Source organism: Leuconostoc fallax KCTC 3537, assembly GCF_000165675.1.
GTDB lineage: Bacteria > Bacillota > Bacilli > Lactobacillales > Lactobacillaceae > Leuconostoc_B > Leuconostoc_B fallax.
On record NZ_AEIZ01000026.1, the window covers coordinates 1 to 24,129 of the forward strand.

Sequence of the window (24,129 nt, forward strand, 5' to 3'; positions counted from 1 at the left end):
ATCAGCTGTCTGAACAGAAATCGTATCCGTTTTATGCGATACATCTCCTGCGTCTTTGACCAATGTTATACTATCATTTTGTGTATTATCTGCACTAGCCTGTTGTATAAAAGCACCAAATCCAACTACAGAAAAGATACCTGCCGTCACTAATGCTTTCCCAGATTTGTATAACTTTTTCCTGACCAGTCTCATTTCATCTCTCATCCCAAATATCTCCTTAAAATATAAATACAGTGACTGTTACTTACCACGAAAATCGGCATATTAAAAAACACACATTTTCCAGTATGTTTTTAATATTGGATCATTCGTGATGCTCTGCTCAGTTACAATATTCCACTACATATTTTTCGTGAATAAATGGTGCCGGATAACCATTAACATTTTCTAGTATGTTATTATTCTTATTAAGATAGATGTGACTAAATTATAAGTAAACGGATGATTAGTGGCTAATGATTAACGTTTAACATTTTATCAAAAAATATTTAATTTAATATTGCAACCCAACTGCACTAATATACAGTGGAAAAACTTTCGAAATCTGGAATATGCAAAATTGAATAATTTTAATTGGTAAAAAATGAACAATAATCATGGATCAGTCATCAAAGAAATTAGAAAACTCAGAGGGATATCGCAACAACAATTAGGCCAGTTAATTGGCTCCCAATCAATGGTATCCCGAATAGAAAATAACAAAGCAGAGCCAAGTGATCATACCTTGCTGCTGCTTTGTCATGCACTCAATATATCTTTTGATGAATATTTTGATATGGTCTATGGTACTCATGCGTCCGATACCGAACGCCTATTTGATTTTGTATCGCAAGCGTACAAAACTAATAATCAAAATGATCTTAAAAAATTGTATATCTCATCTTTGCAAGCAATAAAAAGAAATCCAGATGATGTCAGCCTCTTTCACAAATACATGGTTGTAAAAGCAACGTTATATCATCTGGATTTTAAATTAACAACTGAACTTGAACAAAATAGGTTAATCGATTATTTCTTTCAAGTACCAAAATGGCAATACTATGATCTTCGAATTTTAGAACACACGCTCTACGTTATTGATGTCGATAAAATAAAACCTTATATTACCGAAATTATTTATCAAGATAATTGTGACCATTTTTCAGAATCCGTTTCAAACACTGTTGGTCAAACCATTATTAACTTATTAGAAGCAAGCATTATGCAGAAAAAGTATCATGTTACAAAATACTTACTTACCCAAGTTCCCTTATGGCAACCTAAAAGTAAAAACTTCAAATTTCAGACCTGGCTTTTATTTTGGACCGGTTTTTTTGAGCAGCAACAAAATATAACAGCCAATACACATGAGAAGATTGAACAAGCATATCAAATTGCTACTTATGTCGATAGTCAAGAGACGCTCAAAATGTTTGATCGTTTACTTAAATTACTACATCACTAATACTAAAAAACGATAATGGCTACCCGTTACTTACCATTATTCAAAGATAAAGTTAGCGTTTTTGTTGCCACATTTTTTAAGAAATGACGATCATGCTCAATGATTAGCATCGTGGGCTGTATCTTTTGGATTACTGCTTCTAATTGTTGCTGATTAAAAATATCTAAATAATTTAATGGTTCATCCCATATGAACAGTTCTGCTGGCGTCACTAAAGACTGTGCCAAAGCCACTCGTTTTCGTTGCCCCATACTCATATCTTCGATACGATTTTGGAATACCTGACGTTCTACACCTAGTTGCCACAAATTATTCAAAAAATCTGAATAATTCAATGCATGTTGATCTGCAAACTCACGTAGCGTCCCTTGATTATTATCATAATCTTGAGATAAATAACTTACTGCTAATCCTTGTAGCCGACTTGTTATCCCAGTGGCTTCACCATGAAAAGCGTCAAATAAATATTGAATAATAGATGATTTACCTGAACCATTAGAACCTTGAATTGCAAGCCGTTGTCCCTTTTGAATTTCAAAAGAAATTGGATCAAATAATGGTTGATTATTGTAACTTAATTGTAAATGCTCAACTGTTAATATTTTTTGACGATGTGATGGTTTAACATTCATATGCAATGATTTAACATATTCAACGTCTTTCAATAATTGCGCCTTCTCATTGGCTTGTTGGCGCATACGTTTCATCATCGTTTGAGAGCGTTTCATCATCCGTGCCGAGCGTGCACCAATTGCACCAGTATCAAAAATAGCCCCACTTCCCGGCTGATTTGGAGAACCTAACTTGTCCCTCTCTCGTCCTCTTGACCATTCAGCCTTCTGCACAGCAGTCTGTTTCAGACGAGTAATTTCCTTTTTGAGTTTTTCATTCTGCGCTGATTCAAATTGATCGCGTTGCTGTTTTTGCTCCAGATAAGTTGAAAAATCACTTTGGTACAATACTAATTGACTCTTTTCAATTGCCAGGACGTGATCAACAACCTGATCAATAAATAATTGATCATGACTAACAACAATAAAGCCCTGTTGTTTATCATGTAAATATCGTGCAACTTGTTGCCTAGATGTTGCATCTAAATGATTCGTTGGCTCATCAATTAACGGATAATGTTGATCATCTACAAACAATAAAGCTAACAAAATTTTTGTTTGTTCGCCACCAGATAAGCTTTCAAATGGTCGCCACAAACTATCTAAGTTCATATTAAGTAAGGTGATTTCCTTTTCAATTTTCCATAATTCAAAATGAGATAAATCCTGTAAAACATCATATGTCAATTTTGTTTTATCTGTCACTTTTTGTGGAAAATATATGAAATCCAGCTGATGTTCAATTTTACCTTTGTAGTGATAGTCGCCCATTAAGAGGCGGAGTAAAGTGGTTTTACCACGCCCATTACGTCCAACTAGTCCTAATTGCCATTCAGATTGCAAAACTAAACGCGTTTGGTCAAATAAATATGATGCTTGTGTATCGAAACCAAAAGTTAAATTCTTAAATTCAATCGTTGTCATATTAGTCCTTTCAGCCCACCTTATTGGTGAGCATATTAGGATTTTCAGAATGAATATTTAAATAATTGGACACAAAAAGACCCACTATCAAAAATTATCCCAATTCTGAAAATCTGCGTACATATCCTTTAAAATCTAAAAGATAACATGTTCATACAGTTTCAAAATCAGTTTAATTCTTCAATAGCGGATCCTCCATTTGATTAATATGCCACCAGATTATCACATTTTAAAAAATAAGGCAAATCATACAAATACTCCGTATACAATATTACTCAAATTCTTCATATGTGTTTGGATCTTGATTATCAATTCTACCATTTTTCTGTGTTAACGTATCAATTAACGCCATATCTTGATGCATTAATTTAAAATCAAAAACGGCTAAATTATCACGTTGATGTGCCAAATTTTGTGATCTTGGCAATGGCACTACGCCTTTATCTAGATGCCACCTTAATATAATCTGGCTAGGTGTTTTATGATATTTACGAGCTAAATCTACAAGTGCTGCTTCTGATTTAGCCTCATTGTGGCGTCCCAGCGGGCTCCATGCCTCTGTAACAATATTCCGCTTTTGATTTTCATCAATCATTCGTTGATTAATCCAATACGGATGTACTTCAATTTGATTTACTGCCGGAACCACCCCAGTTTCTTGAATTAAATGATCCAGATGCTGTGGTTCAAAGTTGGATACGCCGATAGATCGCACTAAGCCAAGTTGTTGCGCTGTTAGCATAGCTCGCCAGGCTTCATCATATAGATTGCGTTGCGGTAATGGCCAATGAATTAAATACAAATCAAAGTAAGCCAAGCCCATTCTGCACAACGATTCTTGAATGGCATCAAGTGTATCTTTGTAATGATGATATTTTCCGGGTAATTTTGTTGTCACAAAAAATTCAGATCTTCTGACACCTGAGCGTCGAATAGCTTCACCTACAATCCCTTCGCTATCATAATTAGTTGATGTATCTAATAATCGATAACCGCTTTGAATAGCAGCTAATATTTGATTGAGACCTTGACCACCCCTAACTTCGTAAGTTCCCAAGCCAACACGGGGCATCATATTCCCATCATTCAACATTACTTTTTCAATCAACATAGACCTCCTTGTCGTATAATAACAACTCGAATTTGCATTCATTTTAACATTCCCCAAAATAATATGATGCATAAACGCTCACAAAATCATCGTAAACATGACGTGCTTTTGATTTATTTCATTAAAAACTAGTATACTTTTAGTAATAGTATAATTATTGTTTTTTAAGACATTGGAGAGTTTCAATATGCAAAAAGACGAAAAAAAGCATACCGTGAGTGGCGACGCACCTTTGTAACGCTTTGGCTTGGCTGCTTTATGACTGGGTTAGGGTTTTCAATGACGATGCCTTTTCTGTCACTATATATCGCAACATTAGGTCATTTTAGTCATTGGGAGCTCAATGTTTATTCTGGTATTGCTTTTGCTGTCACATTTTTAGCGCAAGCGATTGTCTCACCTTACTGGGGTAATTTAGCCGATCGAAAAGGTCGCAAATTAATGTGCCTACGCGCCTCATTGGTGATGACCTTTACAATCTTTTTAACTGGTTTAGCAAATAGTGTTTGGATGATTATTGCTTTGCGACTCATTCAAGGTGCATTTTCCGGCTATGTCAATAATGCCACTGCATTTATGGCTGGTGAAACTGAACACGGTCGTTCTGGATCAGTCATGGCAAACATGATGACAGCCAGCGTGACAGGTAACCTCATCGGACCGCTAATTGGAGGTACTTTAGCTGATTTGTTTGGCTTTAGAATTCCTTTCTTTATTACCGGTGTTATGATGGGAATGGTCTTTTTGCTCACATTATTTAATACACAGGAACACTTCAAAGCCAATACGGCTAAAGTGCTCAAGCCAATGAAAGAAATATTTGCCAATCTTAAGAATACGAATATGATTATCACGATGTTTTGTACCACATTAATGGTCCAAGCTGCTTTAATGTCAGTCGCCCCCATTATCAGTTTATTAGTGAAAGACCTAATGGGTAATCAAGGTAACGTATCATTTGTTAGTGGTGTCGTTGCTGCAATGCCAGGTTTTGGTACATTGCTCATTGCCTCAAGACTCGGACATCAGATGGACAAAACTGGTCCAATCAAAGTATTATTAGCTGGCTTAGCTTTCGCAGGAATTATTTTTATCCCTATGTTCTTCGTCACATCCCCTTGGCCATTAGCTGCTTTAAGATTTTTGTTCGGCTTGGCCAATGCGGCAATGCTTCCCGCTGTACAAACAATTTTGACAATCAGTGTCCCACGCGAAGCTTTCGGGAGAATCTTTAGTTATAACCAATCATTCCAAGCAGCCGGTGGCGTTATTGGCCCCTTACTTGGTTCTGTCGTATCCGGTATATTAGGTTATCAGTCTGTCTTCTTGATTACAGCATGTATGCTACTCTTTAACTTTTATCTCGTCTTCCGCATTCGAAAAGTCAGCACAGAATAATATTCAGTGTTTTAATATAACAAAAAAGTCTATGCTTTTAGCAATGCTAAAGCATAGACTTTTTAAGTCAGTGTTAATCTACCACTGACTATTGATTATTCATAACTACTTAACTCGTGCAGGTTCCTCGTCTGATTTCATGGTATCTTTTGCTTTGTCGATTCCCTTAGAAGCTGATTTACCAACACTAGATGTGACATCTTGTGCCTTATCTTGCAACGAAGTAGACTTTTTATCGAACTCTTCCTTTTTCTGGATATCAACAACACGAACATTCACTTCTACAACATCTAGTCCTGTAATCTTGTTAATCTCGCGTGAAATAGTACTTTTGATGTCATCATATACACGTCGTACATCCGCACCGTATTCTACAATAATGTTCAAGTCGACAGCAACCTGTTCTTTTCCGACTTCAACGCTAACACCGTCGGTGGGATTATCGGTATTCACCAATTTATTCTTAATATTTGAGATAAAGCCACCATCGATGTCTAGTAAACCACGTGTCTGTTCCAGAGCAATGCCCGTGATTTTTTCAATTACTTTATCGTCATAAGATAGCTCGCCTTTAATATCACTGCTACTTTTTTCTGGTGTTGATGTTTCATTAATTTTAACCATATTCATTCTCCTTCTTTATCTACGTTTTAATACTGACACAATCGTTTCAAAAACCACTGCCAAACTCAAATCATGTTTTCGCATATAAAAGCCGATAGCATAACCAACAGATGATAGTAAGACTAACAAAACTGTTTTCCAAAAACCAATCGTCAAAAACAATACGGCGACAACTAGTCCAACTGACAATCCAATAAGCGGTTTCCAACGATGAAAATCAAAATTTTCCATGTATTCACCTCACACAACTCTTGGATTTTTTCTACTATGATCAGTTTGTCGATGAACGATGATTTTAGTTTTCACATCAATATCATCCTTACCAATTAAACCATTCACTTTGCGATTAATTTCTGTCACCAAATCTTCATAAGCACCATTAATCTGTGATTTTTTAGCCGTCATGCCTTTAACGATAATATTGACCTGACGCTGACGTATTTTCACTTTGATTTTAGTACTATCAATACCACGCCCTGAAACAATTGTGTGAACAAAATTCGTTATACTACGATCGGTGAGTAATAATTGCCCTTCTTGGCTCTTAGTCATTGTTAAATTATACTGTGGCTTTGGATAAAGCCAAACAACTAATAAACCTAAAATGAGTGCTCCAAGTAAGCCTATCACAAACCAATAATAATATAGCGACCACTCTTGTCGATCTAATGGTAATTGTCTCATGTAGTCATGAATATTTTGGTAAAACGGAAACGCTCGTCTTGTTACAGCAATTGGTAATAACGCTGCGATGTACACCAACCCAACTAAGGACAGCAGAAGCTTAATCAATTTATTCATAGACCCTCCTGCATATGTGTTTCACAACTCATTTATGACCGACTACCAACAATCCAAGATACTATAGCTACTAATACTACCGCACCAATAATAGATGGAATAATTGCCATTCCTGCTAGTGAAGGACCCCATGATCCAAGTAGCATTTCACCTAACCATGAGCCAATAAGACCTGCAGCGATATTACTAATCCACCCCATCGCGGCACCTTTACTTGTAATTGCACCAGCTATTGCACCAATAATAGCCCCCACAATCAATGTCCATAATAGTCCCATAATATCTCCTTTCTTACTTACACGACTCAGTTACTCAACTCAGAAGTTATTTCCAACATACGATAACTTCTTTACACGTTCAGACTAACATAATGATATTTGCCAAACAAATAATATGATTATCGGTATGCAAAACAAAAAACATCACGTCCCGTGATGTTTTTTATTGTTACTGAAATAAGAATACTTTGGTTTCGTATGGTCTTAGTTGATCACTCTGATCATCATCATAATTGCTAATCAAACACTGCTTGGCATTACGCTGCCCGTAATCACGTACAACATCTCGATCAGTAAAGTTACTCAAAACGAGCAATGTTTGCCCATTATAATGACGACGGTAAGCAAATACTTCATTGTCTTCTGGATCAATGGCTTCATAGCTACCATAGACAATCAATTCACTCTCGTGGCGTAGTTGAATGAGTCTTTGGTAATAATAAAAGACAGAATCATCATCTTCCAAAGATGCCTCGACATTGATATCAGTATAATTTGGATTAAGATTAAACCAAGGTTTTCCAGTTGTAAAACCAGCGTTTTCTTCAGTTGACCATTGCATCGGTGTTCGCGCATGATCACGCGACATGGTTGCGAAATAGCGCATCATCGTTTCCTTATCAACAATCTTGTCTTCTAAAACAAACTGTTGATAAGCATTCAAAGTTTCAATATCTTCATATTGAGAAATGTCGTCAAATTTAACATTCGTCATACCGATTTCTTCACCTTGATAAATATATGGTGTACCTTGCAACATATGTAAAGTTGTGGCTAACATTTTAGCTGCTTTGACACGATATTTAGGGTCATCTGTTGCAAATCGTGATACAGCACGTGGCTGATCATGGTTATTCCAATACAAGCTATTCCATCCCTTGCCATCAAGACCAAGTTGCCACTTAGATAGCGATGCTTTAAGATCAGTCAGCTTAATCTTTTCATCATTCCATTTCGTTAATCTTTCATCTGGATTGGGCGTTAACGCAACGTGTTCAAACTGGAATACCATATTCAGTTCATTTCCAGACAAATTAGTGTATTCTTGTGCCTTTTCAGGTGTTGCACCTGGCATCTCACCAACAGTCATCACATCATAATGGGACAAAACTTTACTATTCATTTCTTGCAAAAATTCATTCAGACGCGGACCATTAGCAACAGCTGTTGCATCAGCATAAATGGCATTATCTGGTTTTGGTATATCTGGTAATCCAGCTTCTTTGGATATCAAATTAATCACATCCATTCGGAACCCATCAATTCCCTTGTCTAGCCAAAATTTCATCAAATCCCATACTTCATTACGGACAACTGGGTTTTCCCAATTCAAATCTGGTTGAACATCGGCAAAAAGATGCAAATAGTACTGTCCAGTAGCTTCGTCAAATTTCCAAGCTGAACCACTGAAGAATGATCCCCAATTATTAGGTGCTTGACCATCAACAGGATCATGCCAAATGTAATAATCGCGATATGGATTATCTTTTGATTTTTTACTTTCAATAAACCATTCATGTTGATCAGATGTATGATTAACCACAAGATCCATCATAATCTTCAATCCCAACTTGTGCGCCGTTGCTAGCATCTCATCATATTGTGCCATGGTGCCATAAGTTGGTTGGATATTCCGATAATCGCTAATATCATAACCGTTATCTTTGTTAGGTGAACAATAAATTGGATTTAACCAAATCACGTCTGCACCCAAACGTTTAATATAAGGTAATCGTTGCGTTAGACCACCAATATCGCCAATACCATCACCATCACTATCCTGAAAACTCATTGGATATACTTGATAAACAACTGCTTCTTGCCACCAATTTTTCTTCTTCATCATTCATTTCCTACGCTTTCGTTATTTTAGAAACACTTCTACTAATCCACTGAAAAGCTACAATACCAACAGTTACGATTAATAACACAATAAACATACCGATAAAACCATTACCACTAATTTTTGCTAATACCCTAACACCAATTGGGCTAATAAACGATCCCAAGTTACAGCCGATAAGCAAAACTGAATTACCTAAAGTTTCTGAGCCAGCAGGTGCAATCTTAGATAATAAATTAAATGCATAAGTACCAGCTAATGGATAAGAAAAGCCACACAATATTGTACCTAATGACACAATATATAGATTACCACCTGTACCGATCAGAATAGCACCCAACGCCATTAAAAAAGTACCAATGGGTAGCGTCATGTAACGTGCCACTTTGTATATACGTCCAAATAAAAATCCCATTGCCATACCAGCTAAAGTGTTCAAAGAAATAATCAGACTAGCCGTTGTCGCTGATCCCAAAGCACCACGAACGATGATACTTGGTATCTGCACAATAATTGCTGTTGAACACATCACCAAGAATAGGAGTAATAGGGCTAGCAGCACTACTGGCAAATTAATTCTTTGGTGTGCCTCTTTGTTTTCGTCATCAATTTGTGGTTCTGGTACATATCGCCAAAAGAAGATCATAATTGGAAATGCCAAGCCATAAATCAAGAATGCCATATGCCAATTAATTAACAACAATAGGCCGACAACTAAATTCAAAATACAGACACCAAGCTGTTCCATTGCAGAACGATTACCTAGCATTTGTGCTTTATCATGGCCGCTAAACAATAAATCAATAACCGTTATTGCCAGTGAATTAAATAGACCAATACCAATACCTAACAATAGTCGCGATATAAATATTGCTTCAAAACTCTGACTAAATACAGGAAATATACCAGCTACGCCTGTAATCATTAAGCCTAGCGCAATTGTTCGCTTAATACCTATCTTCTTTGCAATGGTACCTGAGATTAACAAGAATAACATAATTGTAAATTGCTGAACAGTTGCAATCATATCAATCATTTCCAATGAGATGTTGGGAAAATTCTTTGCCATTAACGGTAGTGCTGATGAAACTGCCGGACCAGTCGTAATAATTAGAGATATTGACAGTACCGCGTAACGCATCATACCAGTATGTGACGCGGATATTGCTTTTTCATGATATTAACCTTTCTCAAAATGTGGTGGATTGCATTCAATCAAGCATTATTCAAAAATAATATTAAATATTTGCCTATTGATTGAATAACTAACGTGTTTAATCAAAATCGTGTAAACGTTTACACAAAGTACTATAACACTTTTATGCAAACGTTTGCAATAGTTATTATATTTTTTATTTTACTATTTTGCACGACTACCTTATAGTTAAACTAATGAATCTAAAATAAGCTAGGTAACAATTATGGCTACTACAATAAAAGACATCGCCCGCGTCGCTGGCGTCTCTCCATCAACTGTTTCACGTATATTATCGAATAAGCAAACATTATATAGTGGCTATGCCACCGAAACCATTACCCGGGTTAAACAAATTGCTGAAGACTTAAATTATCGAAAAAATCGTTCAGCAATTGAGTTAGTAACTAAAACAAGTCAAGTATTGGGAATTATTTTATCGGCAACTCCGACTAACTTTGCGCAAGAGATTATTTCTGGTATCCAAAAAGAAGCTTCTTTACACCATATGGATACCATTATTGCTTATGCTGGTGAAGATGATGACGCCTTACAGCTTCAGGCACTCAAAACAATCTCTGAAAGAAGTGTTAAGGGGATTCTCTTACTCGGTATTACACTTAGCCCAACTAATGAACATTTCTTACGTTCTGCTGATATTCCCTATATATTTCTATCAGTTGCTCAATCTGAACCAGATTTACATTTCATTGCATCAAACGATTTTGATATTGGGTATCAAGCAACCCAATATCTCATTAATCATGGCCATCATGATATCGCTTTTGTTGGTGCTAATCTTGAATCTTGTGTGGGACATCTACGTCTTGATGGCTATCGTCAAGCGCTGAAGGAGCATCATATTACTTATCACGACGATTATGTGATCGGTGGTAATTGGCTTTACGTTGATGGTGTTCATGCCGTCAATATTTTACAAACGCAAGTTAACTTAACTGCTATTTTAGCTGGAAGTGATTTAGTCGCTGCTGGTGTAATGAATCGTGCACGTCAATTGAACCGCGTCATCCCTTCTGATTTATCAGTTATGGGCATTGATGGCACACTACTGTGTGACGTTATTTATCCACAATTAACCAGCATTAAACAATCATTTTACGAAATGGGCGTTCAAGGTACCAAACAAATTATCGAAAAAACTCACATTGAGAGTGCCTATACATCGATTTCTATAAAAGATGGTGCCAGTGTTACAACACACTAAATAAAAAACATCAGTGTCCCTCGACACTGATGTTTTTATTTTATAATGCGCAAATCATCATTATCTTGATAAAAGCGTTAAAATAAAAAATGAAAGGATGATTACTAGAACGTAATCAACATACTTAACAACCATATGAAACCTAATAAAATTAATTTACAAAATATTCCTACAAGGATTAAAGTTGCAGCACTCCTGAATATCTTGTTTATGATTATCACTGTTATTTATAATGTTTATTTGTATCATCATAATCATATGCTTAAATCTATGCCTGAACGTAAGTTCCCTCTTCAAAATAACTACGCTTGGCTCACTGCAAATAATGGTACGTCAATTCATTATTTTGTATTTGGTCTATTGATTCTTGTGATCCTCACCAGCTTTAGTTTTTACTTCGTCATGAAAACGATTAAAGCCGTGGATGTCGACCGTAAACATTTTTCATTCTTGTTGGCCATCATCAGTAGTGTTATGACACTAATTTTAACAATCATTATGATTGTACAATTGGCTTCACCAATATTGGCAGCTTTACTCGTTATCCTCGCTTTAACTGGCGCCATTATACTAGGTAGTAAAGCTTCACAAAATAAAAGATAATAAAAGACGAACTTTATTTCGTTTATAAGCGAAATATTTACAATATAAACAAATTATAACGAACTTAAATCTCTTTTTATATGCTATTATATGATTTATGAATGAACATCACATATAGGAGATTTTTTATTATGCACTGGTTTCAAGACTTCATTGCAGCCATCAGTGTCGTGCTTAATGGTATTCCACAAGGTATCTTAGCCATGTCATTGGGGTTCGCTGTTTTTCCAACCACTTTTTCTTTTGTCTTTGCCTCAGCTGTCAACGGTACTTTTGGCTCAGTAGCACCGCTTTCTTTCCAGGCCGAATCGCTTGCATTAACTGGCGGTCTAGGTAAAGATATGCGGGAGCGTGTTTCCATCGTTTTCTTTGGTTCCGTTATTATGGCATTTATTGGCTTTTCAGGTATGTTGACCAAAATTGTTGATTTCATGGGAGCGCCCATTATGGCCGGTATGATGGCAGGTGTTGGTATCATGTTAAGTCGAATCGCAATTAATATGGCAAAAGATGATAAGCAAGTCGGCATTATTTCAATTTTAGTCGCTGGTTTGACATATATCTTGACGCAAGATTTAATTTGGACAATTGCACTATCCGTTATTTTATCTAGCTGTTATGCCCGTTTTGTCCAAAATTATGAACAAACATTGCCTGCCCATATTACTGCCCGTAAATTTACCTTTTATAAACCTAAGATGAGTTTCAATATTTTACGTGGTGCCTTGAGTCTGGCCTGTTTGAATATTGGCGCTAATATCTCATATGGTTTAATTACTGGATCGATGACTGGTATAAAACCCAATCCAGTAGATCTTAATTTATTAACGTCAACACAAGCACTAGCTGATATGGGTACCAGTCTTTTAGGTGGTGCGCCTGTAGAAGCCATTATTTCAGTTACTGCTAGTGCCCCTGAACCAGTTATAGCCGGTATCATGATGATGCTTATGATGGCTATCATTTTATTTACTGGTTGGTTACCCAAAATTGGTAAATATGTTCCGAGTACATCCATTGCTGGTTTTTTGTTAGTTCTTGGCGCCGTCGTTATCTTCCCGGCTGATGCTGCAACAGCTCTAGGTGGAACACAGATTATCATTCCAGCAATTACATTAGTTGTCACCGCAATTATTGATCCTTTTGCAGGACTTTTGATTGCTGGCATTTTGAAATTCTTATTGCCCGTCGTAGGTTTTGGAGCTTAAAACATGATATCAAAAAATTATACTTTAGCAATCGGTCACGTAAAACGTGACCTCCCCATTGTACCGATCAACTCAACAACGAGTATTGCGTCATTTGTTTTGCTCGGCGATGCAGAATTAGCACATGAAGCAGCGCAACAATTAAAAAATCGATTACCTAAAGATTTCGACTGTATTGTCACGATGGAAAGTAAAGGTATTCCTTTAGCACAAGAATTAGCTGTACTCATGCAGCAACCACGTTATGTCGTCCTACGCAAGTCTGTTAAAAGCTATATGAACTCACCACTGACGACAGACGTTTCAGCAATTACAACACAAGCACATCAACAACTTGTCTTGGATCAAAATGACGCTGATTATTTGCAAAATAAAAACATCATCTTATTAGATGATGTTATTAGTAGTGGTGGTTCCTTATTAGCTGCTGAAACCTTATTACAGCAGATCAATGTTAAAATTATAACCAAAGCGGCTATATTGGCTGAAGGCGATGCCGCAAAACGCGACGATATTGTCTATCTTCAACCCCTCCCTCTATTTAAACCTGATGCATGATAATAGATAATTTGCACGGCATTCTAACTGAATGCTTTTTTATTTTGCATCAAAATTGAGTGGCATGTATTAAAGTACGTGCTACTTTTTCTGGGCTTTCGGGTTGTGCTTTAACCAACCACTTATTTAAAACATTAAATAATCCACCGATTGAGAAGCTCATAATATAATCAATTTCTTCTTGGTTTTCTGTAAGATGCCACGGCGCATCAAACATTGTATAAACTCCCGAAAGTTGCTGCGTCATCTGCAATGAAACACGATAAAAAAGTTGCTGTTCAATGAGTAGCCTAACAATATCACGTTCTTGCCACCAAAATTCAAAGAAACGCTGCCATATCTCTTCAAATGGTGTGTGTACCATATCGATTTTTTGGCATTCAGTAATATAATCTTGTGTTTTATTGTGACAATAATAATCAATCAAATCATCTTTATGGTCAAAATATCGATAAAAAGTTCTACGTGATAGCCCTGCTTCTTGACAAATATCTGCAACTTTAATCGTTTGATAATCTTGCTCCTGTAATAATTTAACAAGTGCTTCCCATATCCAAAGGCACGACTGCGCTGCTTGTCGTTGTTTTCCATTTAGCATAACAATTCTCTCTTCCTGCACATAAACTCATTTATGTAGCACTTTAACATCATGTATTGTAAATCCTTGCGTCTTGAGTATACTAAACCCAGCAATAAATGTCACACATGTAACCAATTCCAACATTTGTGACACATAAAGGAGAATAACAATGCAAAAAGTAAGACCAGTATTACCGTTGCTCATTATCGGTAATATTCTGTGCATGATGGATGTTTCAATTGTGACCATCATTATGCCAAAATTACAAAGTACCTTCAATGTCAGTTTAGATGATTTATCCTGGGTTATTAATATTTACACCATTATCTTTGCTGCATTTATTATTCCATTCGGTCGCTTAGCCGATAAAATGGGGCGTAATAAATTAATTTTATTGGTTTATGTATTTTTGGCCTCGGTTCATTAGGTAGCGGGACTGCTGTAAATCTTAATGTGCTACTGATTTTTCGTGCGATTCAAAGCTTAGGTGCAGCAATTATTATTCCAACAAGTATGGTGGTTGCACTAGAACTCACTGATAGCAAAAATCGTAATAAAATAATGGGTATTCTTGCTGGATCACAAGGTTTAGCCGTTGCACTTGGTCCATGTGTGGGTGGCTTTATTTCACAGTACTGGGATTGGCGATGGGTCTTTTTCATTAACATCCCCTTCATCATATTAATATTATTACGATTACCCTTTGTACTATCTATCAAAAATGAACAAACCATTCAAACTAAAAACGACTGGTTTGGCACTTTTTTGAGTATCATTGCACTCTTCACATTATCCCTGGGATTAATTAAAGGCAATAGTTGGGGTTGGCATAGTCAGATTATTCTACTCTTATTCCTTATTGCCTTACTAGCATCTATTCTATTTCTATTCTGGGAACGACATATCGCACATCCTATGATTGACTTATCTTTATTCAAAAGTCGTAATTTCAACGCAGCCTGTTTTGCTTTGATTTTATGTAATTTCTTTCTAGGTGGCATGGTCGTTCTCATGCCGACATTTTTAACTAAAATACACAATCTTAGTGAAATCCATGCAGCGCTCTTAATTACGCCGTATTCCGTTTCCGTTATGATCGCTGTTGTTTTGTCAGCATTACTAGCGAAAAGAATCAATCACAAATTCATGATTGGCACTGGTTTTTTACTCATTAGTGGGAGTTATTATGTTCTGAGTCAACTTCCGGATAAAGACTACGTCCTACAATTAATTATAAGTGACATCTTATTAGGTATCGGTTTTGGGATGGTTGCAGCTATCGCGAATATCATGGTTATTGCTGACTTCCATGGTGTTCAATTAACCTCATCGCAGAGTGTGGCCAATGTTTTGCGTCAAGTTGGTTTAGTATTATCTATTGCTGTTTGCATGTCGCTATTAACGAGTTATCTTACTACCGCCAAATCACATACTTTAGCTTATAGCTATGATCGACTGGAAACCCTTCATTTAAACCAGCAACAGCAGAAAACTATTAAAAAGAAACTAGCTCAAAAACTTAATGCTAACCACCAATCAATCAATTCTAATCAAAGTAGTATCAAAGTACCCAAAGTCGTAATATCTGAAGCCAAACGACATACACTTATCAATACGCATTATCAAGATGCTTTACAACATATTGCCACACAGAAAAAAGTGACGGTGGATCAAATACCAGCATCTACCAAAGCCCTAATACGACAACAAATAACACATACAGTTAATACAACAATTAATCAAAAAGAATCTACCATTCATGCAAAAATTCAGCATTTTACGGTTGATGTGCATCGTCAACTCAAAAAGAACGTTGCTAAAGCCTTTCTAAACGTTTATCAGGTTATTTTCCCAATCGCATTATTATCAATAGCTGTTATTTTTATATTTAAACCGAAACATCAATGATACAAAAAAAGGCCGTGATAGCTCACAGCCTTTTTTGTTTTATACCAAATCTTCACCGTTTGTCGCGATAACTTTTCGATACCAATCAAATGAGTCCTTTTTAATGCGCTTTAATGTGCCATTACCATCATCATCTTGATCAACATAAATAAAACCATAACGCTTTGACATTTCTGATGTTGAAAAACTAATCAAATCAATTGGGCCCCACATTGTATAACCCATGAGATGGACACCATCAGCAATTGCTTCCTTCATTTGTTCAATATGTTGACGCAAGTAGTCAATACGGTACTGATCATGCACATGCCCGTTCTCTAATTTATCCAAAGCGCCCAAGCCATTTTCTACCACAAATAGTGGTTTACGATAACGATCCCACATTGCGTTTAAAGTAATCCGAAGACCGATTGGATCAATCTGCCAGCCCCAATCCGATTCTTCCAAATAAGGGTTACGACCGCCCACAACCATATTCCCCATTGAATCAGCACTTTGATCATGTTGGGTGACATTTGTCATGTAGTAACTAAAGCTAATAAAGTCAACAGGATACGCTGCCAATAGCGCTTGATCCTCATCCGCCATCTTGATTGTGATACCATTTTCGGCAAAATAACGATTCATGTATTCCGGATATTCACCGCGTGCCTGTACATCAGTAAAGAAAAGATTTTTTTGATCTTCCAACTGTGCTGCGCGAACATCAATCGGATTTGGTGTCCCTGGGTATGTCTGCATTCTCGCTAACATAGCACCTATTTTAGCTTGTGGATCAATTTCATGTAACTGTTGTGTCGCACGCGCGCTCGCAACAAATTGATGATGCAAAGATTGATAGCGAATTTGCAGTTGCTCTTTTTCAGATAGATGTTTATCAATAGCACCTGTTTCATGGAATCCCCAGGTACCAGTGTTAATTTCATTAAATGTTAGCCAATACGGTACCTTGCCTTGATAGCGCTGAAACACAGTTTCTGTGAAACGATTAAACGCCGTAATTGTTTCTCGACCAGCCCAACCATTATATTTCTGTGTTAGAGCAATTGGCATTTCATAGTGTGATAACGTAATTAAAGGTTGGATATTATATTTAGCAAGCTCAGCCAAAACCCTATCATAAAAGGCTAAACCAGCCGCATTAGGCTGTGCATCTTCACCATTCGGGAAAATACGTGACCAAGCAATTGAAAAGCGATAAACTTTAAAGCCCATTTCAGCAAATAAAGCAATATCTTCTTGATAATGATGATAGAAGTCAATGCCACGTCTTTTAGGATACGCAACATCAGTGGTGTCAGCTAATGCCACCTTTAATGTTTCTGCTGTAACGTCACTCATCGACACTTGGCGTCGATCATCTGCTTTTTTAACAACTTCCGCTGTACTTAAGCCTTTACCATCAATACGCCAAGCACCCTCAACTTGGTTCGCCGCAGTCGCACCGCCCCATAAGAAATCTTTTGGAAATGACTTTGGAAATGTTACGTTATACATGTTTGATTTCTCCTTGATCCATTGTTTCATTTTTAGTGTTCTTTTCTGCTAAGGATATCACCCACTGAGTATCCTTTGTTGTTGTATCAGGTGTTACCGAAATATTATAATCTGGTGTATTGGTCACAATCATCATCACGGTAGTATCAAAGCCAGCTGTTTTAACTGCTTCTCGATCAAATTCGACAATTGCTTCCCCTTGGGTTACCTTTTGATTCTGTTGTACTAAGGTTGTAAAATATCGGCCATCTAATTCAACGGTATCAATGCCGATATGAATCAATACTTCTGCCCCATCTTTTGAAATAATACCAATGGCATGTCCAGTTGGGTAAACTGCACTAATTGTACCTTCAACTGGCGATTTAACAATATTACTAGTTGGCACTATTGCAACACCTTGCCCCATTACTTCTGAGGAAAATACCTCGTCTTTTACATTTTTCAAAGGGATGATCGTCCCCTCAATAGGTACTGCTAAATATTCATTCCCTGGCTTTTTTCATTAACAACTACAGATGATGCTAATGTCTCTTTTGATCTTTGAATACCGAAGAAATAAGTCAACACAGTTCCTAAAATGAAGGCCACCGCCAAACCAATTATCACACTAGTAAAACCACTACCGAGATAAGTTGGCAAGGCTAATAAACTAGGAAGCGTAAATGAGCTGGCATGTGCTTGCCCGCCACCAGCGATAGCACCACCAATCGCACCTGCAATGGCAGCGCAGATAAAGGGACGCTTAAGTTTTAAAGTAACACCATAGATGGTTGGTTCTGTAATCCCTAATACAGCTGTTGCAACGGATGAACCGGCCAAAGACTTCATTTTCTTATCTTTGGATTTCAAGAAAACGCCTAGAGCGGCACCGGCTTGTGACAATACCGCAACACTCAATATTGGTAGCAACGGGTCATAACCTAATTTACTAATATTGTTCATCATAACTGGCACAAATGTCCAATGGACGCCGAAAATCACAAATACTTGCCAGAAAGCGCCAAGTATAGCACCTGCAACTGCTGGCGCTGTATTATAAATTGCTGATACGCCACTAGAAAGTAGTGTCCCGACACTAGCACCTAATGGTCCGACAACAATCATCGTTAATGGTGCCATAATCATTAGAGAAAATAGTGGCGTAAAGATGTTGCGCACAGCTTCTGGAAATACTTTATTTAATACGGGTTCTAAGTATGATAGAACCCAAACAGCTAGTAAAATCGGAATGACACTAGATGTATATGTGGTAGGAATAACTGGTATACCAAAGAAATTAATTGTTTGGGCACTGCCAGATATCGCCACTAATGTTGGATAAACTAACGTCGTTGCTAAGGCAACAGCAACGAATTGATTCACTTTCAAACGTTTGGCTGCTGTAAAAGCAAGCAATACAGGTAGGAAGTAGAAAAAGCCATCTCCTGCTGCATACCATATTTGATATGCACCACTTTTATCAGTTAGCCAACCAATTGCAACGAACAAAGCAAGCAGACCTTTTAGAATACCAGCACCAGCCATAGCACCCAAGAACGGTGTAAAGACACTAGAAATAAAACCAATAAAGCGATTCATTATATTTTCTTTTTTGTTAGTAGTAGTTTCAGTATCTTGATTATCGGTATTCTCTAAATCGGCTAATTGCGCTAGTGGCTCAAAAACTTTAGCCACTGCATTACCAATGACGACTTGATATTGACCGGCAGACTTGACAACAGTCACGACACCATCTAGATTTTCTATTTTTTGTGTATCGGCTTTACTTTCGTCTTTTAATTTGAACCGTAGCCGTGTCGCGCAATGCCAAGCAGTATTAATATTCTCTTTACCACCAACACCTGATAAAATTTCATTTGCTAATAATTTATAATCCATTATCATTCACCCTTTATAACCACAAAACCCAAGCCAATGCGAACTAACGTTAAAAACGCCGTTCATCATTAACTTGGGTTTTGCCTAATTGAATAGTTACAATCCCTTCAATCGTGCTGATTGAGTTCATTTATGATTCTTTGAATGTGTATCGTAATATAAACTTGTTCATTAACAGAAACATCGCGATGCAATTTAGTTTGTACGAATTGCATAATTTTCTGTGTACATTTAAATGCTTGTGGGTATTTTTTAAAGATATGTTCGTACAAAACATCATCTGGTTGTTCTGATTTCTGATTTTTTGCTGTCGTTGTGATCCGTTCCACGAAGAAACGTAAATGGACAAGAAATCGCTGATAACTAATACTTGTTTCATCTAATTGAATTTGTAATTGGTATTGCACAATGGTCAAAATATCACGAATCAATTGGGTCATTTCTGTACCCTTTTTAATATTTGATTGTGAAGAGGTCCGATTTTCAACAAATTTTAAAGCAATAAAGCCTGCTTCATCTTCTGCCAACGTAATACCAAATTCCCGCGTAATTAATTGTAGTGCTTCTTGACCAACTGTATACTCCATTGGATAAAAATGTTGAATTTCCCATAATAATTCATTTCGAATCACAATGTCATCTCTTGCTCTTTGGATGGCAAAATGAATATGATCCGTCACTGCAATTAATAGATAAGCATTGAACTTAGTATTTAATTTATCCTCTGCCAACCGAATAATTTTGGATGAGATTTCAAAGTATTCTGGAGGAATATCATGAATCAATTCATTAAATAATGATAACCAGTGTTCTTCTGTTGGTGTATAAATTTTATCAATCTGGTTTTCATTAATTGCTTGGCCAACTTTTTTTGAAATCCAAGACCTTTTCCAATTAAAACAACTTCATGTCCATTATTTTCAGCCAGCAACACATTATTGTTAAATATTTTCTTTATTTCCATCAACCACTTCCTGACTTTCAAATATGTAAAAATAAAAACCTAACAATAAATGTCGAGACGTTTCCCCTAAAGGTTCATCTCAAACAGTATATCGTTAGGTTTTGCCCGTTAGAACGGTTACAATCCTTACCACATTTAAATTGTACACTATTTTGTAAGCGGTTTCAATAGACTTTTATCTTATTTATTTTTCAGCCAAATTATTGATACTTTCGTAAGCTAACAAAGAATAACACAGCAAACCAACAGATTGCTAATAATGTTGTAATCATTGTACCTTTAGACAATAATAATATTAAAAAATTGTCCCCATAAATAGAATGGTTAGGTAATTTGTTATAGGTGCGCCTGGCATTTTAAATAATTGTTGCCCTTTATGATAATCAGCCGATTTTCTATATTTGATATGCGCTACCATTAATGTGGCGTAAATAACAATAAATGTTGCCGAAGCAATGGATGTCACAATACTAAATGCATCATTTGGGAATAAGTAGTTAATCAACACGACAGTTGCAACTAGAATGGTTGAAAATGTGATAGCATTCATTGGAATCGCACGATGATTTAATTTCGAAAACATACTTTTTTTGTCTGACAAAGCAAATAACATTCGGCCTGTGGTAAATAACGAACTATTGAGCGAAGAGGCCGCTGCCGTTAGGACCACAAAATTAATGATCCCCGCTGCCGCAGGAACACCAATTCCTGAAAATACTTGTACAAATGGTGACATCTCTGAACTATAATGAGTCCAGGGTTGAATCACCATAATGGCTAATAAGGCACCAATATAAAAAATTAATATACGGATAATAATCGAATTAATCGATTTAGGAATTGTACTTTCAGGATTCTTTGTTTCTGATGCTGTAATCCCGACAAATTCTACACCCAAGAAGGCAAAGAACGCCATTTGAAATGCAGACAAAACATCATGTCCCTTATCCGCAATTAGTCCATGTTCCCATAAAGTAGACAAATGCGTTATACCCGATTCAGTACGCGTGTGTAAAATAACCATGATAACACCCGCTGCAATCATCGCTAAGATAGCCACAATTTTAATCATTGCAAACCAGAATTCAGTTTCGCCAAAGGCACGCACGGCAATGATATTAATGCTGTACAAAACAGCTAAAAATACAATACCCCAAATCCATATCGGAATGCTTGGAAACCAGTAACGCATATAGTTACCAATGGCAGTTAGTTCAGCCATCGCAATGACAATCCACCCTAACCAGTAGGTCCATCCCATAATAAATCCAGCTCGCTCGCCTAGATATTTTTTAATAAAACCGATAAAAACAGTTTGATTTGTATCTGATAAAAGTAACTCACCTAAGGCACGCATCATTGAGAATACAAAAATCCAGTCACAATATAAATCAATAAAATGGTTGGTCCGGCTTTTTGAATAGATTCTCCAGCGCCCAAAAATAGCCCTGTACCAATTGTGCCTCCTAGGGCAATCATATTAACATGACGCCCCGAGAGGTGCCGTTCAAGTGAATGATTCTCACTCATTATATTTCCCCCTATAAATTAAAATATCAACTTAATTTATGTTAGATTATAATTTATAATAAGTAAAACTCAACTTTTTCAATTTTAAATGAATAAAAGTATTCTAAGGATGTACATTTTGACAAATTTCGCTTATAAAGTATTTACAACCGTCGTCACGCAACAGTCTTTTTATAAAGCTTCGCTCCAGCTAAATGTTACCCCCAGTGCTGTCAGCCACTCTATTAATCAGTTAGAGACAACTTTAGGGTTTCCACTCTTCATTCGCAGTCGAACAGGGATGCGGCTAACGGATGATGGCCAATATATTCTGCCCTATATTCAAGAAATTATCAATGCTGATGACAAATTGCTACAGATAGCTGATAATATCAAGGGACTTCACGCTGGTAACATCAGAATCGGCGCTTTTAGTAGTGTCTGTGTGAACTGGCTGCCCCATATTATTCGCTCTTTTTCTCAAAAATATCCTAAAATTAAAATTGCCATTGCCCAAGGTAGTTTTAGCGATATTTCTAAAAAACCAATGTTGGAGAAATCGATATTGGTTTTACAACACTCCCTGTTAATGAAAACTTGATTGTCTTACCATTAATCTCAGATCCAATTAGGTGTGTTACACCTTCTTCTTTCGTACCCAAAAATCGTCATAGTATTACCAAAGATGATTTAATCGGTCAAAAATTCATTTTACAAAAAATGGATTATGATCGTGATACTAAATTAGCACTTGATTATTACAATGTTGAGCTCAATTCGATTAATTTTTCTATAGATGACCAATCGATTATTTCAATGGTCGAAGCTGGTATCGGCCTTGGTATTTTGCCTGATTTAGCATTGAATAAACTTAATGGTGATATTAATGTCTATCCTTTCAGTGAAACCTTTACACGTCAGGTTGCGCTCGTTGTGAATAAGAATCAAATGACATCCCCCTCTGTCGCTGCAATGGTGAAGCATATTGAATCCTTCATTAAAGATTCAATCGTTAAATCTTCACTTTGAACAAATAAAAAAGCAACACATCATTTGTGATTGCTTTTTTATTGGTTATTTGAAATAAATTGTTGCTGCTTTCGTATTATCTGTCACAATAGCTTGAGCACCAATACTTTTTGCATGGACAAAGTCTGATTTACTATTTGAATCGTTGACCATCAGCATCTTATGATGCTTATTGAGGAATGATACAGTTTCACGATTCACTAGCGATTGATTCAGGGCAATAAATTGAACAGCTGCTGGCAACTGGCTAACAGTTTTTTGCCAATCTACTTTGGATTGATTGGTATTTTTGATTTGTAATATTTCAGGGGCTTGTGGTAGTGATTGGTGCATATAACTCAAACTATTAACATCCGTCGACTGCAACAAAACATGATTTGTCAGATGATTTCTTCTAATAGAAGAGATAATCCCCCGTTCCAAAAGCTCATGATGATTATTTTGCTCTTGTATCGCAATAACATAGTTGGTCATAACACCGTATTTATCAAATATTTGGTTAAGCGTATGCACCGATTCACCATTATGATATTTATGATGCTGAATGGTCCGATAATTCGAATCCGTGATATTGATATTTTGACCAGTTGCTTGATTTAAATTATTGTCGTTAGCTACAACTAAATGATGGTCTTGACTCAAGAAAACTTTCTGGTCAATATACTGCACACCAGATTTTAAAGCAACATTATAATTTGCTAAGGTATAATCTTGACCTTGGTGACCAATAATTAAGGGCTGATGTCGCGACTGTTTAATATTAATTGGTTGATGATCACGCCAAATGCCATAAATAATTGTTAGCATCAAAACGAATAAAACAATAACTGGTAACTTCAATATTTTTTAACATTATGCATCATGATTATCCCACAAAATTATTTTTCTTCATTGTACTCCCTGATGCCATAATTAAAAAGAGACATTTTAATAAT

Annotated in this window: 18 protein-coding genes and 5 pseudogenes; 8 read left to right on the plus strand and 15 right to left on the minus strand. The window is 36.5% G+C overall.

What is annotated here, in order from left to right:
* On the minus strand, positions 1-207 hold a 207-nt coding region (locus tag LEUFL_RS10390; protein ID WP_010008489.1), incomplete at its 3' end, for a KxYKxGKxW signal peptide domain-containing protein.
* Positions 208-586: 379 nt separating this feature from the next.
* Between LEUFL_RS10390 and LEUFL_RS0107230 the strand changes: the two genes are divergently transcribed.
* Positions 587-1,447 carry a helix-turn-helix domain-containing protein gene (locus LEUFL_RS0107230; RefSeq protein WP_010008490.1) on the plus strand — a complete coding sequence of 287 codons (861 nt, stop codon included), beginning with the start codon at positions 587-589 and terminating at the stop codon, positions 1,445-1,447.
* A 26-nt stretch (positions 1,448-1,473) separates the two neighbouring features.
* Here the strand turns inward: LEUFL_RS0107230 and abc-f are convergent, their stop codons facing one another.
* Entirely contained in the window at positions 1,474-2,982 is a 1,509-nt protein-coding gene (abc-f, locus tag LEUFL_RS0107235; RefSeq protein WP_010008491.1) for a ribosomal protection-like ABC-F family protein, read from the minus strand.
* A gap of 271 nt (positions 2,983-3,253) precedes the next feature.
* A complete protein-coding gene (locus LEUFL_RS0107240) occupies positions 3,254-4,093 on the minus strand; it encodes an aldo/keto reductase (protein ID WP_010008492.1) in 840 nt (279 codons plus the stop codon).
* 171 nt (positions 4,094-4,264) lie between these two features.
* Between LEUFL_RS0107240 and LEUFL_RS10395 the strand changes: the two genes are divergently transcribed.
* Positions 4,265-5,491, plus strand: coding sequence for an MFS transporter (locus LEUFL_RS10395; protein WP_050792594.1), 1,227 nt, complete (start codon positions 4,265-4,267; stop codon positions 5,489-5,491).
* Between the two features lie 105 nt (positions 5,492-5,596).
* Here LEUFL_RS10395 and LEUFL_RS0107250 read toward each other — a convergent pair whose 3' ends face one another.
* The 6 genes from LEUFL_RS0107250 to LEUFL_RS0107275 form a co-directional block, all read right to left on the minus strand.
* Entirely contained in the window at positions 5,597-6,115 is a 519-nt protein-coding gene (locus tag LEUFL_RS0107250) for an Asp23/Gls24 family envelope stress response protein (RefSeq protein ID WP_010008494.1), read from the minus strand.
* A gap of 15 nt (positions 6,116-6,130) precedes the next feature.
* Entirely contained in the window at positions 6,131-6,346 is a 216-nt protein-coding gene (locus LEUFL_RS10400; protein ID WP_010008495.1) for a DUF2273 domain-containing protein, read from the minus strand.
* Positions 6,347-6,355: 9 nt separating this feature from the next.
* The gene (gene amaP, locus LEUFL_RS0107260) at positions 6,356-6,916 is read right to left on the minus strand and encodes an alkaline shock response membrane anchor protein AmaP (RefSeq protein WP_010008496.1); all 561 of its coding nucleotides are present in this window, start codon (positions 6,914-6,916) and stop codon (positions 6,356-6,358) included.
* A 32-nt stretch (positions 6,917-6,948) separates the two neighbouring features.
* On the minus strand, positions 6,949-7,194 hold the full coding sequence (locus LEUFL_RS0107265) for a GlsB/YeaQ/YmgE family stress response membrane protein (protein ID WP_029508711.1): 246 nt from the start codon (positions 7,192-7,194) through the stop codon (positions 6,949-6,951).
* Positions 7,195-7,363: 169 nt separating this feature from the next.
* Complete coding sequence (locus tag LEUFL_RS0107270; protein WP_010008498.1) at positions 7,364-9,037, minus strand: glycoside hydrolase family 13 protein; 1,674 nt, start codon at positions 9,035-9,037, stop codon at positions 7,364-7,366.
* 10 nt (positions 9,038-9,047) lie between these two features.
* Positions 9,048-10,181, minus strand: a complete 1,134-nt coding sequence (locus LEUFL_RS0107275) for an MFS transporter (protein WP_033192955.1) — start codon at positions 10,179-10,181, stop codon at positions 9,048-9,050.
* Between the two features lie 277 nt (positions 10,182-10,458).
* Here LEUFL_RS0107275 and LEUFL_RS0107280 point away from each other — a divergent pair, with 277 nt between their 5' ends.
* The 4 genes from LEUFL_RS0107280 (at position 10,459) to LEUFL_RS0107295 (ending at position 13,826) form a co-directional block, all read left to right on the plus strand.
* Positions 10,459-11,457 carry a LacI family DNA-binding transcriptional regulator gene (locus LEUFL_RS0107280; RefSeq protein WP_010008500.1) on the plus strand — a complete coding sequence of 333 codons (999 nt, stop codon included), beginning with the start codon at positions 10,459-10,461 and terminating at the stop codon, positions 11,455-11,457.
* A gap of 135 nt (positions 11,458-11,592) precedes the next feature.
* On the plus strand, positions 11,593-12,060 hold the full coding sequence (locus LEUFL_RS0107285) for a hypothetical protein (protein ID WP_010008501.1): 468 nt from the start codon (positions 11,593-11,595) through the stop codon (positions 12,058-12,060).
* 131 nt (positions 12,061-12,191) lie between these two features.
* Positions 12,192-13,268 (plus strand): guanine permease, encoded by a 1,077-nt coding sequence (locus tag LEUFL_RS0107290; RefSeq protein WP_010008502.1) that lies wholly within the window; start codon positions 12,192-12,194, stop codon positions 13,266-13,268.
* Positions 13,269-13,271: 3 nt separating this feature from the next.
* On the plus strand, positions 13,272-13,826 hold the full coding sequence (locus tag LEUFL_RS0107295; RefSeq protein ID WP_010008503.1) for a phosphoribosyltransferase family protein: 555 nt from the start codon (positions 13,272-13,274) through the stop codon (positions 13,824-13,826).
* 49 nt (positions 13,827-13,875) lie between these two features.
* Here LEUFL_RS0107295 and LEUFL_RS0107300 read toward each other — a convergent pair whose 3' ends face one another.
* Positions 13,876-14,424 carry a TetR/AcrR family transcriptional regulator gene (locus LEUFL_RS0107300; protein ID WP_010008504.1) on the minus strand — a complete coding sequence of 183 codons (549 nt, stop codon included), beginning with the start codon at positions 14,422-14,424 and terminating at the stop codon, positions 13,876-13,878.
* A 235-nt stretch (positions 14,425-14,659) separates the two neighbouring features.
* On the opposite strand from LEUFL_RS0107300, the pseudogene LEUFL_RS12030 reads away from it, so the two are divergent.
* Positions 14,660-16,314, plus strand: a pseudogene (locus LEUFL_RS12030) (MFS transporter).
* Between the two features lie 39 nt (positions 16,315-16,353).
* On the opposite strand, the gene LEUFL_RS0107310 reads toward LEUFL_RS12030, so the two are convergent.
* The 4 genes and pseudogenes from LEUFL_RS0107310 to LEUFL_RS12040 form a co-directional block, all read right to left on the minus strand.
* Complete coding sequence (locus LEUFL_RS0107310) at positions 16,354-17,811, minus strand: glycoside hydrolase family 1 protein (protein ID WP_010008507.1); 1,458 nt, start codon at positions 17,809-17,811, stop codon at positions 16,354-16,356.
* Positions 17,804-19,692, minus strand: a pseudogene (locus LEUFL_RS12035) (beta-glucoside-specific PTS transporter subunit IIABC). The gene LEUFL_RS0107310 and the pseudogene LEUFL_RS12035 overlap by 8 nt, the downstream one beginning before the upstream one ends.
* Positions 19,693-19,799: 107 nt before the next feature.
* Positions 19,800-20,656, minus strand: a pseudogene (licT, locus tag LEUFL_RS0107320) (BglG family transcription antiterminator LicT).
* Between the two features lie 200 nt (positions 20,657-20,856).
* Positions 20,857-22,186 (minus strand): annotated as a pseudogene (locus tag LEUFL_RS12040) (amino acid permease).
* Between the two features lie 118 nt (positions 22,187-22,304).
* On the opposite strand from LEUFL_RS12040, the pseudogene LEUFL_RS12045 reads away from it, so the two are divergent.
* A pseudogene (locus LEUFL_RS12045) lies at positions 22,305-23,194 on the plus strand (LysR family transcriptional regulator).
* A gap of 45 nt (positions 23,195-23,239) precedes the next feature.
* Here the strand turns inward: LEUFL_RS12045 and LEUFL_RS0107340 are convergent.
* Positions 23,240-24,034, minus strand: a complete 795-nt coding sequence (locus LEUFL_RS0107340; protein ID WP_010008512.1) for a glycerophosphodiester phosphodiesterase — start codon at positions 24,032-24,034, stop codon at positions 23,240-23,242.
* Positions 24,035-24,129 lie beyond the last annotated feature (95 nt).